General features: G+C 68.7%; 15 protein-coding genes and 4 pseudogenes. 9 read left to right on the top strand and 10 right to left on the bottom strand.

All coding sequences use genetic code 11. The annotated features are described in order from the left end of the window. Positions 1-79 precede the first annotated feature (79 nt). Positions 80-271: pseudogene (locus QOL88_RS39070) on the bottom strand (cation transporter); the annotation flags it as partial. Between the two features lie 773 nt (positions 272-1,044). Further along, the gene (locus tag QOL88_RS38215; RefSeq protein ID WP_373559364.1) at positions 1,045-2,259 is read right to left on the bottom strand and encodes a flavin-containing monooxygenase; all 1,215 of its coding nucleotides are present in this window, start codon (positions 2,257-2,259) and stop codon (positions 1,045-1,047) included. A gap of 212 nt (positions 2,260-2,471) precedes the next feature. Between QOL88_RS38215 and QOL88_RS38210 the strand changes: the two genes are divergently transcribed. The 3 genes and pseudogenes from QOL88_RS38210 to QOL88_RS38200 all read left to right on the top strand — a co-directional run. After that, positions 2,472-3,101: an ABC transporter ATP-binding protein gene (locus QOL88_RS38210; RefSeq protein WP_257028111.1), complete on the top strand. Its 630-nt coding sequence runs from the start codon at positions 2,472-2,474 to the stop codon at positions 3,099-3,101. Further along, positions 3,098-3,889, top strand: coding sequence for a hypothetical protein (locus tag QOL88_RS38205; protein ID WP_097222746.1), 792 nt, complete (start codon positions 3,098-3,100; stop codon positions 3,887-3,889). The genes QOL88_RS38210 and QOL88_RS38205 overlap by 4 nt, the downstream gene beginning before the upstream one ends. Positions 3,890-4,031: 142 nt before the next feature. Beyond that, positions 4,032-4,136 (top strand): annotated as a pseudogene (locus tag QOL88_RS38200) (MerR family DNA-binding transcriptional regulator); the annotation flags it as partial. A 9-nt stretch (positions 4,137-4,145) separates the two neighbouring features. Here QOL88_RS38200 and QOL88_RS38195 read toward each other — a convergent pair. Then, a protein-coding gene (locus QOL88_RS38195) for an IS5 family transposase (RefSeq protein ID WP_373559334.1) occupies positions 4,146-4,963 on the bottom strand; the annotation gives its coding sequence in 2 pieces (ribosomal slippage) (positions 4,146-4,612 and positions 4,612-4,963; 819 coding nt in all). 261 nt (positions 4,964-5,224) lie between these two features. On the opposite strand from QOL88_RS38195, the gene QOL88_RS38190 reads away from it, so the two are divergent. Next, positions 5,225-6,139: a S41 family peptidase gene (locus QOL88_RS38190; RefSeq protein ID WP_097223386.1), complete on the top strand. Its 915-nt coding sequence runs from the start codon at positions 5,225-5,227 to the stop codon at positions 6,137-6,139. Positions 6,140-6,186: 47 nt separating this feature from the next. Here QOL88_RS38190 and QOL88_RS38185 read toward each other — a convergent pair. The 3 genes and pseudogenes from QOL88_RS38185 to QOL88_RS38175 form a co-directional block, all read right to left on the bottom strand. Further along, positions 6,187-6,991 (bottom strand): annotated as a pseudogene (locus tag QOL88_RS38185) (IS5 family transposase); the annotation flags it as partial. 67 nt (positions 6,992-7,058) lie between these two features. Next, positions 7,059-7,478, bottom strand: a complete 420-nt coding sequence (locus tag QOL88_RS38180) for a RacP protein (RefSeq protein WP_097222745.1) — start codon at positions 7,476-7,478, stop codon at positions 7,059-7,061. A gap of 2 nt (positions 7,479-7,480) precedes the next feature. Then, the gene (locus QOL88_RS38175; RefSeq protein ID WP_097222744.1) at positions 7,481-8,482 is read right to left on the bottom strand and encodes a DUF6192 family protein; all 1,002 of its coding nucleotides are present in this window, start codon (positions 8,480-8,482) and stop codon (positions 7,481-7,483) included. Positions 8,483-9,068: 586 nt separating this feature from the next. Here QOL88_RS38175 and QOL88_RS38170 point away from each other — a divergent pair. The 4 genes from QOL88_RS38170 to QOL88_RS38155 all read left to right on the top strand — a co-directional run bounded on the left by QOL88_RS38170 (position 9,069) and on the right by QOL88_RS38155 (position 12,378). Further along, positions 9,069-9,392, top strand: coding sequence for an RICIN domain-containing protein (locus QOL88_RS38170; protein ID WP_257028019.1), 324 nt, complete (start codon positions 9,069-9,071; stop codon positions 9,390-9,392). Positions 9,393-9,810: 418 nt separating this feature from the next. Beyond that, on the top strand, positions 9,811-10,089 hold the full coding sequence (locus QOL88_RS38165) for a polyprenyl synthetase (RefSeq protein ID WP_097222742.1): 279 nt from the start codon (positions 9,811-9,813) through the stop codon (positions 10,087-10,089). After that, positions 10,079-11,134 (top strand): polyprenyl synthetase family protein, encoded by a 1,056-nt coding sequence (locus QOL88_RS38160; RefSeq protein WP_097222741.1) that lies wholly within the window; start codon positions 10,079-10,081, stop codon positions 11,132-11,134. Before QOL88_RS38165 ends, QOL88_RS38160 begins: the two co-directional genes overlap by 11 nt. Positions 11,135-11,217: 83 nt before the next feature. Then, complete coding sequence (locus tag QOL88_RS38155) at positions 11,218-12,378, top strand: oxygenase MpaB family protein (protein ID WP_097222740.1); 1,161 nt, start codon at positions 11,218-11,220, stop codon at positions 12,376-12,378. Positions 12,379-12,631: 253 nt separating this feature from the next. On the opposite strand, the gene QOL88_RS38150 is transcribed toward QOL88_RS38155, so the two are convergent. From QOL88_RS38150 to QOL88_RS38140, 3 genes are all read right to left on the bottom strand, one after another. Further along, entirely contained in the window at positions 12,632-13,465 is an 834-nt protein-coding gene (locus tag QOL88_RS38150; RefSeq protein ID WP_097222739.1) for a PIG-L family deacetylase, read from the bottom strand. A gap of 291 nt (positions 13,466-13,756) precedes the next feature. Further along, a complete protein-coding gene (locus QOL88_RS38145) occupies positions 13,757-14,206 on the bottom strand; it encodes a MarR family winged helix-turn-helix transcriptional regulator (RefSeq protein ID WP_097222738.1) in 450 nt (149 codons plus the stop codon). 79 nt (positions 14,207-14,285) lie between these two features. Continuing rightward, complete coding sequence (locus QOL88_RS38140) at positions 14,286-15,167, bottom strand: NmrA/HSCARG family protein (RefSeq protein ID WP_097222737.1); 882 nt, start codon at positions 15,165-15,167, stop codon at positions 14,286-14,288. A gap of 97 nt (positions 15,168-15,264) precedes the next feature. On the opposite strand from QOL88_RS38140, the gene QOL88_RS38135 reads away from it, so the two are divergent. Beyond that, the gene (locus QOL88_RS38135) at positions 15,265-15,744 is read left to right on the top strand and encodes a MarR family winged helix-turn-helix transcriptional regulator (protein ID WP_373559333.1); all 480 of its coding nucleotides are present in this window, start codon (positions 15,265-15,267) and stop codon (positions 15,742-15,744) included. Between the two features lie 130 nt (positions 15,745-15,874). Here QOL88_RS38135 and QOL88_RS39065 read toward each other — a convergent pair. Then, positions 15,875-15,970: pseudogene (locus QOL88_RS39065) on the bottom strand (IS5/IS1182 family transposase); the annotation flags it as partial. Positions 15,971-16,265 lie beyond the last annotated feature (295 nt).

The following is a 16,265-nucleotide window of genomic DNA, read 5'->3' as shown; positions in this document are numbered from 1 at the left end:
CCGCCCGTCGCCCGCCCGTCACCCGCCCGGTCAGTATCAGCGCGTCGCACGGCCATATGGCCTTCCTGCAACACGATGTTCATGGACAGCAGGTACAGCCGGGCCGACAGCCGCACACGTCCACGTCGTCGCGCGACGACGGCAGCCGCGCACGTCCTACGTCGTCGCGCGACGCGGCGGGCGCGGGAGCGGCTGTCGGGGCACAGCAGCCCTTGCCCTGCCAGGCATCGCGTCCTTTGGTGCCTCTGGCGGCGATGACGCGGGCGGTGAGTACCGCCACGCAGCGCTGGACGTCGTCCATCGCCTCGCGCAGCCCGGCCGTGATCTCCCGGGCGCGGGCTGCGGTGAGCGGCGGCCCGCGTCGGTTCGGTGACGTGGTCCTGGTCCTCGTTGCGCTCGCCCCGCCCGTCCGCCCGTCCGCCGGCGGACGGGCGGACGGGCGGGGCGTGCGGAAGTACGGGTGCGAGCTCCGCCTCACCACATCACAGCCTGATAGTTCACCCCGTCCACCTGGGGAAACGCCTTGTGAGCCGCATAGACCCCGCAGCGGGACACCGGGCGCGGCGGCTGCGGGGATGTAACACCCGCCGCGCCATCGCGCACGACATGCGCACTACGCCATTCGGCCTCATCCTGAAAAGCGGCACCATCGGCTCCACAGACCGACCATCCCCGGGAGGTCCTGTGATCCTGCTCGCCCTGCTCATGCCTGCTCTGATGCTGGCGTTCCTCTTCGCCATGGACGCTCTGGAGAGTCTCCTCTTCCCTCGGGCTCCGGCCGACGACACACAAACGCACTCCCCGTGACAGCGGCACGGCATCAGCAATGTCGGCGCCTCTGATCGGGTAGCCGGAGCGCACCACTGCGCTCCGGCTACCCGGCCCCAGCCGCCGGTGGATACGTGTTGTCGACCCGTGTATACGACGGGGCGTCCGGGGAGGACGGCGATCCGGACGCCGCGGTGCGTGGCAGCGTTCGCGGCACGCTCGGTTGCCGGCACCGCGCGCCGGTGCCGGCCGGAAGGCCGGGACTCCGAGGCGGCATCAGCTCGGTGGGTGTCCCTCGGGGCGTGTGCCGGTCGCGCGGTCGCCGACGCGAGGGGCGGGGAAGGGGGCCCGTGCCTCCTCGCGGCGGAACGCGTGGGCGATGGCCCGTGCGTCGATGCCCGCTTGGCGGAGGACGCCTGTCAGGGGATTGGTGTATCCGGCGAAGTACAGGCGTGCGGCTCCCGGCAGGGTCCTCGCCCCTACGGCGAGGGGCTGCCCGGCCTCGTCGAGTACGCCCAGGGACCCGACCAGGTCGTGCAGTCCGGGCCGGTAGCCAGTCGCGGCGATGACCGTGTCGGGTCGCAGTCGGGCACCGTCGGCCAGCAGCACGTCGGGGCCGTCGAAAGCCTGAACTGCTGCGACGGGCTCGACCCGTCCGGACCGGACGGCGTCCACGAAGCCGTGGTCCAGCACCGGGTTGACCCCTTCGTGGATATTGCGGGTGTACAGGCCCGAGCGCGGTCGTGGCAGTCCCCACGAGGTCAGGTCGGGCACTGCGAGGCGTTGCGTGAGCAACGAGGTGCTGTCGCGCCACGTGAGCGGGAGGGCCTCCGTCAGCCGGCCGACCGCATGCCACCGGGCGCTGGAGCGGGGCAGGATGTTGGGCGGGGTACGGATCGCGATCCGTACCTGTCGGGCTCCGGCCCCGGCCAGGACGGCGGCGATCTCGGTACCACTGTTACCCGCGCCGACCACCAGGACGTCCCGCCCGCGGTAGGGGGCCGGAGAGCGATAGTGGGCCGAGTGCAGCAGCGTGCCGGTGAATGTCGAACGCCCGGGCCAGTCGGGGGTGTTCGGGGTGTGGCAGCGGCCGGTGGCCACCACGACCGCACCGGTGGCCACCGTAGCGCCTGGGATGTGGACGAGCCACTGTGCTCCCGAAGCGCCTTCGGCCCGCTCGACGCGTCGCACCGGGGTGGTCACCCGGACGTCGAGCCGGTGATGGGCGACGTAGCGCTCCAGGTACCGCACATAGTCGTCCCGGCTCACCCACGGGCCCGCCTGGCGCGGTACCGACAGGCCGGGAAGCTTCGAGGCGCCTGGAGGGGTGTGCAGGCGCAGATGGTCATAGCGCCGCGCCCAGCTCGCTCCTACGCGGTCCGACCGCTCCAGGACCACGGCCGGTACTCCGGAGCGGCGCAGCAGCGCGGCTGCGGCCAGGCCGTGGGGGCCGGCTCCGATCACGATCACGGGAGCGGCCCTGTCTCGCATTGGTGTCGGGGGCATCGCCTCCTACAACGGCGGACCGCGGCTCACGTCACGGTCGGCGCGGGGGACGCAGATCATGTGGAGTGGCGGTCCGGCTGTTCAACGGGACAGCGGGAGGCCGCCGTTACGGCGGTGGCACGGACTCGTTGGACACCGGGCAGCAGCCCGCCGGCTCGCCACCTGCCCGATCCATCGAGGGGGCCCATGTGCAGGCAGTGACGACGACGCGCCACCGGCCGCCGCTGCGGATCCGCGGAGTCTGCAAGGGGTACGGCGGCCGGCAGGTTCTGCGCGGCGTCGACCTCGATGTACCCGCCGGAACACTGGTCGGTGTCGTCGGCGAGAACGGGGCGGGCAAGAGCACGCTGCTGCGGATCGCCGTGGGACAACTCGTGCCTGACAGCGGAACGGTGACGCGGACCGGGGCGGTGGGTTACTGCCCACAACGGGCGGTACTGAACGAGGGGTTCACCGTGGAACAGCATCTGCGGTTGTTCCAGATGGCCTACCGGCTGCCGACGCTGGAGCGCGCCGGCGAGCTGATGGAAGTGCTGGCGCTGACCGGCTGCCGGCGACGGCCGGTAGGTGAGCTCAGTGGCGGAACGCAGCAGAAGCTGAACCTGCTGATCGCCCTCATGCACGATCCGCAGGTGCTGGTCCTGGACGAGCCCTATCAGGGTTTCGACTGGGACACCCACCAGCGGTTCTGGACGCTGGCCGCCGGCCTGCGTGACCGGGGCCGGTCGATCATCGTGGTTTCGCACCTGCTGCACGATGTGCAGCACTTCGATGTGATCGCTCAACTGCGCCAGGGACGTCTGCACTTCGAGGAGGTTAACCGTTGAGGCTGTCCTGGGCGGCATTCACCGAGTTGCTACGGTCCACTCTCAAGGGACATCTGCGTAACCGGCTGGCCCTGGTTCTGGCGGTCGCGTTCATCCCCATCTGGATCGCCGTGGCACGCCTGTGCACCTCGGACCGGGTGGTGCGCGTCTGGCTGGACGCCATCAGCGCCCCCGTCTCCGCCCAGGCCGGCCAGGTGGGCCAGGTGGCCAGCGCGCTCGGTGCCGTCACCATGGTCGCCGGCTTCATCACCTTCACGGAGACCTTCCTGTCCCGGCAGATGGACCGCCGACTGCTGCTGGCCGGCTACCCCCGGCTGCCGATGCTGCTCGCCAAACTCGCCGCCGTCGCCCTCACCGCCGTCCTGCTGGCCTCCTACACCACGATCCTGTTGTGGATCTCGCTGCCCGTACACCACGCGGTCCCGCTCGCGCTGGCCCTCGCAGGTGCCGGACTCGCCTACGGCAGCATCGGCCTTCTGCTCGGCTCCCTGGTCCGGGGCGAGCTGGAGGGATTCTTCCTCATCATCATGCTCAGCCTGGTCGACACCGGCCTGCAGAATCCCGTCTTCAACACACTCATGGATGTGGCAGGGGTGTCGGCTCTTCCTCTGTACGGCGTGAACCAGCTGGCGCTGAGCTCAGCTCTCAGCCCCGACGTCCCCTGGTCCCACGGCCTGCTCTCCCTCACCTGGTCGGCGGCGACCGGCGCCCTGGCGCTGCTGGTCCTCCACACCCATCGTCCTTCCCGCTCCCCGTGGCGGCGAAGGATGTCGGTATCACAGCCCTGAACCTCCGGGCACGGACCATGTGCGGCGGGTCGACCCGGAATACACAGCCATCCGCCGAGGGCTGGTTGTTGCCGGCCATGACGTGGGTGACGCCCTACGTCGATGTTGACCTTCGAGTTGGTTGAAGCTCAATGATGGCGAAGTGCCGAATTCTGAGCTGATGCCCATGGGGGTCTTTGCCCAGCGCAGTGGTCTGACCTCCAGCGCGTTGCGGTTCTACGCCGACTCCGGGCTGCTGCCCCCGGCCTAACTGGTCCTAACAAAGCCTTTGGACGTGTCGGTGGGTGATCAGGCAGACGGCAAGCCCGAGGAAGGCCTCGTGGATGTCGTCGCGTCGTTCCCAGCGGATGCGCAGGCGGCGGAAGCCGTGCAGCCAGGAGATCGTCCGCTCGACGACCCACCGGAAGGTCCCCAGGCCGGTGCCGTGAGGCTGGCCTCGTTCGGCGATCACCGGCCGGATGCCCCGCTCGCGAAGGAGCCGGCGGTACTTGTCGTGGTCGTAGCCGCGGTCGGCGAAGAGCATGTCCGGGCGGCGTCGGGGCCGGCCGACGACTCCCGCGACCGCTGGGATCTTGTCGAGCAGAGGCAGGAGCTGGGTGACGTCGTTGCGGTTGCCGCCGGTCAGCGACACCGCGAGCGGGATGCCCTGGCCGTCGGTGAGGATGTGGTGCTTGCTGCCCGGCCGTGCACGGTCGACCGGGCTGGGTCCGCTTTTGGGCCCCGCCGAGCCGCTCTGACATGCGAGGAGTCGATCACCGCCCGCGACCAGTCCAGCTGGTTCTTCGACCGCAGCTTGTTCAGCAGCAGCTGGTGCAGCTCGTCCCAGACACCTGCCTCGTTCCAGGCCGCCAGGCGCCGCCAGCAGGTCATGCCCGAGCCGAAGCCCAGCTCCTGGGGCAAGTACTCCCACTGAATGCCGGTGTGCAGGACGAACAGGATGCCGCACAGTGCCTGCCGGTCAGGCACCCGCGGCCGTCCCTCGACCTGCTTCGGCGGTGGCTCGGGCAGCAACGGCTCGATCAACGACCACAGTTCGTCCGACACGATCCACGGCCGCGACTGACGCTTCCCCATGCCCGCATCAACGAGCGATCAGGCCGACAGTCACATGATCACGCGCTTTTGTTAGAGCCAGTAAGTGCGTGTTTCTGAACCGGGGTCGGCCGTGCGTTGATCATCGGAAGTTAGGGTCACCAATAGATCGACTGGTTTGGCTGACTGGGAGGACACATGGTTCGGGGGCGTTTGCTGCATTTAAGGGCTGCTGGGTGGGTGTGTGTACTCGCTGTCGGGGCCGGGTGCTCGGGAAGGGAGGCGTCGCCCCCTGGCCCGGCAATGTCTGACAAGGCCCGGTCCTACCTGTCCACCGCGTTGGACCTCATGGAGGACAAGGCACTTCGCCGCGACGATGTCGACTGGGATGAGGTACGGCGAACAGCCTTCACCGAAGCCGGCAACGCGCAGCGTCCTGGCGATACCTATCGGGCCATTGAGGCGGCCCTGGGCAGTTTGGGAGATGGGCACAGCGGCTTCCACGACCCGAAGAGGGCGAAAGAGACGTTCGGGGACGAGCAGATCCGCAACCCTGTGGAAGGGCGGGCGTTAGCTGGCCGCCTGGGGTTTCTGTCGCTCCCCGGCGTCCTGGGATCTGAGAAGGTCTATCAGCAGTACGTGCGGGAGGGGCGAAATGCGGTGGCGATGGCTAATCGTCCGAACGCCTGCGGCTGGGTGATCGACCTGCGCCGCAACCTCGGTGGCAACATGTGGCCGATGCTTGCCGTCGTGGGACCGATCCTTGGTGACGGCGATGTCGGATCATTCGTCGATGCGGACGGCAAGAAGACGGTGTGGTCCATTGCGAAGGGCAGCCCTCGTCTGGACGGTGATTCCACCGGCTGGGGAACAAGTCCTCCCGTAGGTAGCGGATCCGCCCCTGTTGCGGTGCTCACCAGCCGTTCCACTGGCAGTTCCGGGGAGGCGGTGACCGTGGCCTTCCGCGGGCGCCCTGATACGCGCTCCTTCGGCGAGGACACCGCAGGGGTCCCCACTGGCAACGTACAGCATCGACTGTCCGACGGGGCGATCCTCAACCTGACAGAGGTGAAGGACGCCGACCGCACGGGGCGCGCATACGACAGCCCCATACCGCCTGACCAGCCAGTCGTCGACAACCTCAGGCGCGGAGGAAGCAAAGATCCCGTCCTGGACGCGGCAACGCAATGGTTGTCCGAGCAGCCCGGCTGCGCGTAGACGGGGTGGGTGATCAGCTGGTGGGCGCCGGTTTCCTCGGCCAGCTGGGGTTGCGCCTTTCCGTGCGAGGCGCCTGGTCATGAGGGTGATGGCGGCCCAGGTGATCAAGATCTCGGAGTGTTGGATGAGCCGTTCGTAGTCCCTCGCGTGGCGGCGGGCGTGCATCATCCACGCGAGCGAGCGTTCCACGACCCAGCGGCGGGGCAGCACGACGAAGCCGGAGGCGTCCTTGGGGCGGCTGACCGGCTTGATCGTGAGGTTGAGGTGCTGTTTCGCCCAGTCGACGAGCTTGCCGGCGTAGGCGGAGTCGGCCCAGACGATGGTGATCTCGGGGTGCATCAGGCGGAGGCGGAAGAGGACTTCTTTTGCGGCGGCGTCGTGGAGGTCGGCGGGGGTGACCATGACCATGAGGGGCAGGCCGCGGATGTCGACGACCAGGTGGCGCTTGCGACCGTTGATTTTCTTGCCCGCGTCGTAGCCACGGGTGGCCTTGGACACGGTCTCGGCGGCCCTGACGCTCTGGGAGTCGATCACGGTGGCGACCGCTCGGGGGCCTCTGCCCATCTCGCGGCGGATCCGGCCGGACAGGTGGTCGCGTATTTGTCCGATCACCCCGGCTGCGGCCCAGCGGGCCATGAATCCCCAAACCGTCCTCCATGGAGGGAAATCTGCAGGCAGGGCCCGCCATTTGCAGCCTGTGTCGACCACGTACCGGATCGCATCGACGATCTCCCGCCGTGGATGCTTCTCCGGTCGGCCGCCGCGGCTGGTTTCGCAGGCCGGCTCCGGCAACAGGGGTTCGATCAGAGCCCATTCCGCGCTGGTGTCGGAGGGATAGCGACTCTGACGCATGGCGGCGGCTTCCCTCCAGGCCAGATGGGGAGAAGGCGCCCGGCATGAGGCCGGGCGCCCCCGGGTGTCAGGCTGAGACGACGAGATCGAGGGTGGATTCGATGGAGTTGAGCTGGGCGATGACGTGCTTGACCCACTTGTCGCCCGGGTGGGCGGCGGCGTGCGGGGCGACCGTGCCGGTGATGAACCGGCGGAACTCGGTCAGCTTCTCGGTGAGCACGGCCCGTTCGTATGCCTCCAGCGCGGCGCGTTCCGCACCGAGCTGGTAGCCGTCGGCCCTGGTCCAGATCAGCGGTGGCCAGCCGTTTTCGGCGATGATGTCGCGCAGGGCGGCCAGCCCCGACCGGACCTGGCTGGGGGACAGCCCACTCGCGCGGGTCAGCTGGGGGAACAGCAGTCCTGCGGGTCTGGCCTCGAACAGCACGAACCGCAGAGTGTCCGCATGCCGCTGGGCGGCCTCGCCCCGGCGCCGTGAGGCGCGGGGCATGGCTACTCGCTCCGCAGCATGCGGGCGAGCGCGTCGTCCATGTCGACCTTGCCGGTGTCGACGGCGGTCTCGATCCAGTCCAGCGTCGCCCGTACCTTGGCGACGTTCTGGTGCACAATCGTGGCCTCGTCCTCGCTCAGGGTGCGGTCGCGCAGGCCCGGGACGGTCCGGCCGGCTGCTGCGACGAACGAGTGGCAGGCGGTGACCAGGTCGAGAAACTCCACCGTCCGGTCGATCTTCCTCACCGCCGGTGCGACGGGGCTGGTGTCCTCGAAGTGGTCGCGGGCTTGCCGGGACCGCTCGGCCTGGGCATGGTTGACCTGGAAGCGGGCGGTGTCGTCGCTCATCGCCTTGAATGCAACGTCCGGCCTGCGGAGCAGGTTCGTGGCCGCCGTGGTGGCCACGTGCTCGTCACGGGTGAACTCCTCCACCACCCGGGCCTTGTCCACCGTGGTCACCTTGGCCGTCACTTCAGGCCGCTTCAGGAAGTCGCTGGTCACCGCCGCGGCGACCTGCTCGTCCTGAGCCAGCGTGTGGATCGCGGTGATCTTCTCCTTCGGCGTCACCGGTGTCTCGACCCGGTTGCCGACCCGTCGGCTGGCGTCGTCCGGCGTCCACCTGGCCTTGCCCCCAGGCGGTGTGAGGATCGCGGCGAATCGTTCCTGGTCGTTCTCGATGTAGGCCAGGATCCGGTGAACGGTGTAGGAGACGCCCTTCTGCCGGCGATCGGCCGGCCAGCGTGAGGATGTCCACCTCGCCGACTTCACCGTGCTGAACTTCAGGCCGATGTCCTCGGCCAGCCGCGTGAGCGTCGTGGTCACCGACCACTCGGGGTCCACCGCGTGGTGGCCGCCCGGCTCCCTCATCGGCTCGATCTCCAGGGCGCGGTCCCCGATCGTGAACTGCCCGCGCGTCTGCGCTTCCACCACGTCCCGCAGCTCGGACACGATCTGCTCGTAACGGGACTGGCTGACGCTTCCGACCTTGTCGATCTCCTCCGTCATGGGTTTCACCACCCATGCGGGCCGCAGCACGGAGCTGATGTCCGTGACGTGGACGCGGCCCGCTCAGCCGAGAGTCAGACCGTAAATACACAGATCACAACGAATGACCGCAAGTGACCGTGCTCTGAACGAAGTTGGACGCAGGATGCGTACGGGATGCGGTCACTGTGCCCGTTCGCCGAACGTTTCCTTCCGGCGCCTCCAAGCTCTCACCACACATCGGCGCGAGCAGAAGACGGCGTTCGACCTCCGGTCAACGCCAGCCACCCACCGAGCCCCGCACTCGGGACACTCCACCTCGCCCGCACCGCTCAGCGCGGCAGCCGTACGCTTGCGCAACCGCCGGTCCGTACGCCACTGCCTGGCACGACACACCGCAGAACAGAACAAGGCGTCAGGCCGCGGGCCCAGCCTCAGCCGGTCACCACAAGCCCGACAGATCCTCTCTCCGCCCTGCCCGGTACCCCTGGACACCGCGCCAGCGTAAAACCCAAGGCTACTCAGATTCGGGGATCAGAAACACGCACTAAGTGTGGGTGACGCTCGGTCAGGTGACCCAGGTGACACCGTCCACCCGTTCGAGAGCTTGGTTCCTGCGGCAGACGCCGACGGCACCGTGCGCATCGAGTCGTACGCCAACCACCGCTGCCTCACCGCCGGGGCCAACCCGCCTGACATCGTGGCCCTTCGAGAACGCACCGACAGCCTCAGCCAGCACTGGCGGCTGGTGTCCCACGCGGAGCGCGGCAACGACTTCTACATGGTCTCGGTCGTGCACCCGCGCTACGCCCTGGCCATCGCCGACCATCTCCAGGGCAACGACCGGCTGGTAGGGCTGACGCGCATGTGGGGCAGACCGAACCTCTCCCGGCTGTGGCGGATCTACCCCTCGTCCGAGGGCCATGGATGACTCCGGACGACAACGCGCGCCGCCCCACCACGGGGAGTGCGTACTGAAGCGTGACGCCTGTCAGCGGGTGGCCGCCGAGCGCCGGTCACATGGCGATGCAAGGGCGGTCACCCGCAGCTGGACCTGACCGGACCGCGTTCCCGAAGTCCGCCCAAGACCCGCATGTTGGCCAGCACGCACCGAACTCTGTTCCCCGCTGTTCCGCTCGAGCGTCGACCCGTACGGCACCTTGTGCCTGGACATGGACAAGCGTCTCGATCACGAAGGGCTGGGCCGAGCGCATGCAATGATCGTACGTCCGTACGGTGTGATCGCTCATTGGTGAGTTCCTCCCCTTCGCCACCTTGTGTGACGCGACGCTGGAGAGGATGGCGCGTCAGGGCGCCACGAGACGTACGTTCTGCGGGTGGGGAGAGGCATGACACGGCAGGCGGAACGCCCCGGGGGCCTGGAACATCAAGCGGTGCTACTGGTGGCGGGGCTGGCCGATCTGACGGTGAGCACCGTGGGGTCGGCCCTCGGGACGATGCGCGGGCTGCTGCGTCGTTCCGATACGGCCGAGCTGGCGGCCGAGGCCGAACGGGAACTGGTGGCACGCGGGCGCCTGGCACTCGACCGGTGCACAGCCGTACCACCGGCCCATCTTGAAATCCTCGCGCGGCGCTCCATGGCCCGTCGGGCCGGCGATGGTGTCTGAACACTGGGAACCGACTGCGTTCAAGGTCCAAGTCGACGAGGTGCTGCATCATTTCGTCGCTCAGGAAGCCGACCGGCTCGCGGTGATCGATCCCGGCCTGGCCCCGGTTGCCCGGCAGGTGGAACAGGCGGTCACGGACGGAAAGCGGCTGCGAGCGGCGTTCTGCTACTGGGGCTGGCGCGCGGCCGGGCAACCGGACAGTGAAGCGCTGGTGCGGGCGGCGGCCTCCATGGAGTTGGTGCACGCGGCCGCTATGGTGCATGACGACCTCATCGACGACAGTCCACTGCGGCATGGCCGCCCCACCGCGCACGTGGCCCTGCGCGCCGCGCTGCCGCGCCGTCCGCGGGCGGCGCACGCGGCCCGGTCGCTGGCCATGCTGGTAGGGGACCTGCTGATGTCACTCGCCGGGCAGCTGTTCGCCACCAGCGGCCTGCCCGCCGCCTACATCGGGCGGGCCCGTCCGCTGTGGGCGGCTCTGGCCCGTGAGTTGATCGCCGGGGAGTGCCTGGAGATCCTGCACACCGGAACCACTCCTGACACCTCCGCGTCGCTGAAGGTGATCCGATACAAGACCGCCAAGTACACCGTCGAGCAGCCCCTGCTGATCGGCGGTGCTCTGGCCGGCGCCGGTGAGCAACTGCGTGAGGGGTATTCGGCGTATGGCCTGCCGCTGGGCGAGGCGTTCCAGCTCCGGGATGATCTGCTGGGACTGTTCGGGGATCCGGAGCGCACCGGCAAGGCCAGCCTCGACGATGTGCGCGGCCACCGCCCCACCGCTCTGCTGGCAGAGACATGGCGCATTGCCGGTGACGGAGAGCGCGAGCAGTTGCGCGCCCTGTTGGGCCGACGAGACCTGGACCACAACGGGCTGGAGGCCGTGCGCGCGGTGATGCTCCGGCTGAAGGCGCCGGACCGTGTAGAGGACATGATCACCGCGCGGGTCCAGGAGGCCACGGACTGCCTGCACGAGCTGGACATCCCCAGGCACGCCACCGCGGCTCTGACCGCGCTGGCCCGGTCGGTGACGGCCCGTCACCACTGAGGCCCTCGCACAGCGGTCCGGCCGCACCGCCTCATGCCGGCGACGGCACCCCCGCTTGTCCCGCACGACCAAGGAGCCCTGTGATGACTTACACGGACGCGTCGATGGACGCCCTGCGCCAGGTCGGTGACGAACTCGCCGACGCCACCGTCGCCGAACTGTTCGAGCGCGGCGAGGTCGGCACGTTCAACACCCTCATGCGGTACGTATCCACCGTCGGCGCTCCCCTGCCCGAGGGGCTGCCCGACGTCGCCCGGGAGTACCTCCAGGCCACCGGCGCCCCGCCGACCTGGGTGGACTGGGGGGAGATGGAGAGGGCCCGCCTGTTCTTCATCGACAACAACGTGCACATCTCCACGGCCCTGTCGTTCGCTTCCATGCCGGCCTGCTACGTCGTCCCGCATGTGGCACGGCTGCTGTCGGCCACCCACGGACTGAAGTACCCCTCCAAGCGGATGGCGGAGACCGGCCAGTTCACCGTCTACCTCATGCAGCCGGGGGCCTTCGAGGCCGGCAGCCGATTCATCCCCGCCGTGCAGAAGGTCCGCCTCCTGCACGCAGGAATCCGCCACCACCTCCAGCGCGAGAACCGCTGGGACACCACCACACTGGGCGTGCCGATCTGCCAGGAGGACATGATCGGCGGCCAGATGTTCTTCTCCCTCCTCGTGCTGGACTCGCTGCACCGCCTGGGCATCCACATGTCCACCGAGGGCGCCGAGGCCTACTTCTACGCCTGGCGGGTGGTCGGAGCGATGCTCGGTGTCGACCAGGACGCCGTCCCCGGGACCTTGGAGGAAGCCCGCCAGTTCCTGGACCTGTACATGATTCGGCACATGGGCCCGTCCGAGGAGGGCGCGCACCTGACGCGGCAGCTCATCGACCTGTATGAGGAAGTCGTACCCGGCACACTCTTCGACCCGATCGTCTCCGCACTGATCCGCCACCTGATCGGCGACACCTGTGCCGACTGGCTTCAGGTCCCCCGCACCGCCTGGGACACCGTCGTCAAGACCGTCCCCCACCTGCTCGGCGTTCTGGAGACCATCGAAGACCGCTCACCGCTCGGCGCCTGGGCACTGGACCGCCTCGGCCACCTCACCACCATCTTCGAGTTGTCCTCCCTCACCCGGGGACGCGTCATGCACTACGCCATCCCCCAACAGCTCAGGGACGAATACGGCATCGTCGGCACGGTGCCCCGCACACACCGCTGGATCCCACCCGTCCCCAGCATCATCTGACCAGCGGCTTCACGCGCGGTGTCGGGTGGGACCCGGCCGGATCACAGAACCATCGGGCTCGCTGCCCCAGTGATGCCGGCGATGGTCAGGCCCCACGCCGCCTACCGGAAGCCGTCGGTCGATCACGACCGTTCAGGCGCGGCACGCCGTCGAGGTCGGTGCGGCCTGGCGCCGAGCGATCGGGGTGCCGGAGTGTCCTCGTGCACTTGATCGCGCATGCGGGCGATGCGATGTCGCCGGTGGGGCGGCCGGATCAGCGCAGTCCCGCGAAGAGATCGTTCTCGGGTACGGCCGCGCCGGTGGCGTCCTGGACCCGCACGAAGGTCTCCATGCCCATCAGCTCGCCGAACCTCTCCTTGCCCATCCTGAGGAAGAAGATGTTCTCGCCCTGACTGGCGTGCGCGGCCAGCGCGTCGAACTTCTGGCCGCTGAACGCGGTGGTGTCCACCCACGTGGTGATCTCGTCGTCGGGCAGGCCGATCTCCGCCAACGCGGCGGTCTCGGCAGGATCCGGCTCCGGCATGTCCTCATGAAACTCGCGCATGATCTCGCCGAACCGCTGCATCATCGAGCGGGGCATCGTGGTCCAGTACACCTTCGGTGACAGCGCGGTCATCTCCAGCGCCGCCATCGTGATGCGGTGGGCCTGGATGTGGTCGGGGTGGCCGTAGAAGCCGTTCTCGTCATAGGTGACGACCACATCCGGCCGGTAGTGCCGCATGAGTTCCGCGAGCCGGGCCGCGCTTTCCTGCACGGGGGTCTGCCAGAAGGATCCGGGGGCTTCGTTGCTCGGCCAGCCGGCCATCCCGGAGTCGGCATAGTCCAGCATCTCCAGATCGCTGACCTTCAGCACCTCACAACTCGCTGCAAGCTCCTGACGGCGCATCGAGGCGACCGCCGCCGGTTCGTGCCCGGGGTCCCCCGGCTTGACTCCACCCGGTCCGTCACCGCAACCGCCGTCCGTACACGTCACCAGAACCGTACGGATACCCTCCGCCGCGTACCGCGCGAGGACACCCCCGGTTCCGGTGGCCTCGTCGTCGGGGTGCGCGTGCACAGCCATGAGCGTCAAAGGCCGGTCAGCCATGAAACAGTCCTCTCGAAGAGATACGTCATCATCAAAGCGCGCGGCGGGCTACCGCGAACCCTGGGGTCCGGAACCTGATGGGGCGGACGACCTTGCCGTCTCCCTGCTTCCCCGCTCATGCGGTGCCGATCCTCGGTCGATACAACCCTGCCGACCGGACCCGCTGTTCCCGGCACGGCCGCTTGGTCTGCCGTCCACACCGAACACACCGGCCCAAAAGGTACGATCCAGCGTCGCATCCAGTTCGCTGTCGGCGAGGTAGGACGCCGTGTCGCCGGGCGACAGCCTCGGTCATCCGCCTGGGCCACGCGCCTCTTCGTCGGTGAGATCCGCGCCAGTCGACGTTTCCAGGTTGCGGGTCATGCGTTCCAGGACGAGGACGGCTGTGCGGTACTCGTCTGCGGAGATGCCGCTTGTGGACCGGTCGCGGAACGTGGTGACGCGTTCGGCGACTTCGGTCAGGCCCTGGCGGCCACGGCAGGTCAAGGTGAGCCGGTCCGGTGCGGGGCGGGATGCCCAGCCGTCGGCGAGCACGGTTTCGACGGCGGCGGTCAGCGTGTGGATGTCGGCGTTGGCGGAGAGAGCCGACAGGACACCGACGTCGGTGGCATCGGGAGTGTCGTGGATGAGGTTGAGGACCTGCCAGGCAACCCGGGTCAGGCCGAACTCCTGCAGCATCTCGTTCATGTAGCGAGTGATGGCTTGGTCGGTGCGGTTCAGCCAGTAACCGATGGGCTTCATGCTGGCACCCTCCCCTTCTGGATGGTTGCCCGCGGACGTCTGCGACCGAGGCGGGATGATGCCGGGCCGCTTCTGGAGATCACTGATCTGCGGGCGCAGAGGCCAGGAGCGTGGTCCAGTCCTGGGCCTCTGCCCACTCGGTGAAGCTGTGCCAGCCGACTTCGGGGTAGTCGTTACGCAGCCCTGCGACGTCGACGCCGAGGCCCGAGGTGGTGAAGTACCCGAACATGGCGGCCAGGTCTGCGGACCGGGTCCGTACGTAAGCCAGAGGCACCTCTTGATGGGTCACCGGGCGGCCGGTGGCCGCGGCGAGGGTCTCCGCGACCTGGCCCGGCGTGCGCTCGTCGGAGGCGATGTCGATGCGCCGTCCGGTGAACTCGTCGCGGCGTTGGAGGGCCAGCGCGGCGAATGCGCCGATGTCGTCGGCGGGGATGAACGTGAGCGGCCGGTCGGTGGGCATGGGCCAGGCGAAGGTGCCGTCACGCAGGCCGTCGAGAGTCCAGCCGCCGGCGTAGTTGTCCATGAACGCCGCCGGGGCGATCACCGTCCAGGGCAGGCCGGAGGCACGCAGGTGCTGCTCGACCAGATACTTGCTCTCATAGTGCGGCACACCGGTGCCGCGGTCGGCGTGGGCGGCGAAGGTGAGCACGACGTGCCCGAGGCGGGCGGCCGCCGCGGCATCGATGATGGTCCTGCCCTGCCGGGCTTCGACGGCGGTGCCGGCTTCGAAGGGAGTGGTTACGGCGAAGAGCGAATCCGCCCCGGCGAGGGCGTCGTCAAGGGACGCGCGATCGTCGAAGTCGGCGCGGTGCACCTCCGCTCCGAGGCCGCGCAGGATGTCGGCGGCGGGCGAGCCGGGTCGGCGGGTGAGCGCGCGCACCCGGTGGCCGGCGGCAAGCAGCGCGCGGGCGGTGGCCCCGCCCTGGGCTCCGGTGGCCCCGGTGACGGCGACGGTGAGCATGGGTCCCCCTCGGTAGAATAATTGCTTGGCGCATTAACTGCGTCACGCAGCAGCCTATAGATTGCTGCGTCGCGCAGCAAATTGGAAGGTGATCCAGGTGACGGAGTCGCGTCGGGCCCGGTTGTACGAGGAGTTGTCGATGGAGTCCCGCCGCTACCTGGCGGCGTATGTGCTGTTCAACCAGGCTCTCGCCGACCACCTCGGACTGCATGCGACCGATGTGCAGTGTCTGAGCCTGCTGACGGCCGAACCCGGGACGCTCACGGTGAAGCAGATCGCCGACATGACGGGCCTCACCACGGGCTCTGCCACACGGCTGGTGGACCGGCTCGAACGAGGCGGTTACGTGGTCCGCACCCCGGACCAGCAGGACCGCCGCCGGGTCCTGGTCACCCTCGCACCCGAACGCGTGGCCCGCGTCACCGCGGTCTGGGACGACCTCGGCGTGGCCTGGCAGGCACTGCTCGACGACCACACCGAAGACGAGCTCGAGGTGATCACCCGTCACATGCGACAGGCGCACGACCTCAGCCACGCCCAGATGCGGCACCTGCGATCCCGGCCCAAGCCGGACTGAGTGCTGGCCGCAGGCAACCACGATCGGCGCAGGAGCCCGCGCCAGTGCGCCTCACCTCGTGCCGGTGTCTCGAGGTCAGAACTTCGTGGGACCCAACTACCCATCACGTACCACTGAGCCTTTTCCCATCTCAGGCCCCTCCGATGTGAAGCGCGAGGACTGCCTGCGCGAGGCCGGTGATGCGGGTGGTGCTGCACCGCAGTGTGCGAAGGAGACGCCAGCTCTTGCACCCGTACGGTGCCGCCAGCACCCTGGTAGCCCTTGTCGCCGTAGCAAACCATGCCGATCGGCGCAGGTGAGCCAGGACGAGCGGGGTCTGCCGATTCGCGGGCCGGCGCCGCCAGCGGGTGCCGACCTGTCGGCGGCGCTCGGCGAGCCGCCTGGTCAGGGAGCGCGAGTGTGAGCTGGCCAGGTCGATCGCGGACGGGTAGGCGAGCATGACGACGCTCATGGTCCAGCGAGTGATCTCGGTTGGGAACTCACCGACCAGGAGTTGCACGCATCTATGTGACCAGGGTGCA

Origin of the sequence: Streptomyces sp. Ag82_O1-12, from assembly GCF_900182715.1 — a bacterium.
GTDB lineage: Bacteria > Actinomycetota > Actinomycetes > Streptomycetales > Streptomycetaceae > Streptomyces > Streptomyces massasporeus.
The sequence above is the reverse complement of the archived record's forward strand: the minus strand, read 5'-3'. Positions and strand labels throughout refer to the sequence as shown.

Excerpts from the sequence above, each read along its gene's own strand:
- QOL88_RS38215 (WP_373559364.1), bottom strand. The coding sequence starts at position 2,259 with ATGCGAGACAGGGCCGCTCCCGTGATCGTGATCGGAGCCGGCCCCCAC.
- QOL88_RS38190 (WP_097223386.1), top strand. The coding sequence starts at position 5,225 with ATGTCTGACAAGGCCCGGTCCTACCTGTCCACCGCGTTGGACCTCATG.
- QOL88_RS38180 (WP_097222745.1), bottom strand. The coding sequence starts at position 7,478 with ATGCCCCGCGCCTCACGGCGCCGGGGCGAGGCCGCCCAGCGGCATGCG.
- QOL88_RS38175 (WP_097222744.1), bottom strand. The coding sequence starts at position 8,482 with ATGACGGAGGAGATCGACAAGGTCGGAAGCGTCAGCCAGTCCCGTTAC.
- QOL88_RS38165 (WP_097222742.1), top strand. The coding sequence starts at position 9,811 with ATGACACGGCAGGCGGAACGCCCCGGGGGCCTGGAACATCAAGCGGTG.
- QOL88_RS38160 (WP_097222741.1), top strand. The coding sequence starts at position 10,079 with ATGGTGTCTGAACACTGGGAACCGACTGCGTTCAAGGTCCAAGTCGAC.
- QOL88_RS38155 (WP_097222740.1), top strand. The coding sequence starts at position 11,218 with ATGACTTACACGGACGCGTCGATGGACGCCCTGCGCCAGGTCGGTGAC.
- QOL88_RS38150 (WP_097222739.1), bottom strand. The coding sequence starts at position 13,465 with ATGGCTGACCGGCCTTTGACGCTCATGGCTGTGCACGCGCACCCCGAC.
- QOL88_RS38145 (WP_097222738.1), bottom strand. The coding sequence starts at position 14,206 with ATGAAGCCCATCGGTTACTGGCTGAACCGCACCGACCAAGCCATCACT.
- QOL88_RS38140 (WP_097222737.1), bottom strand. The coding sequence starts at position 15,167 with ATGCTCACCGTCGCCGTCACCGGGGCCACCGGAGCCCAGGGCGGGGCC.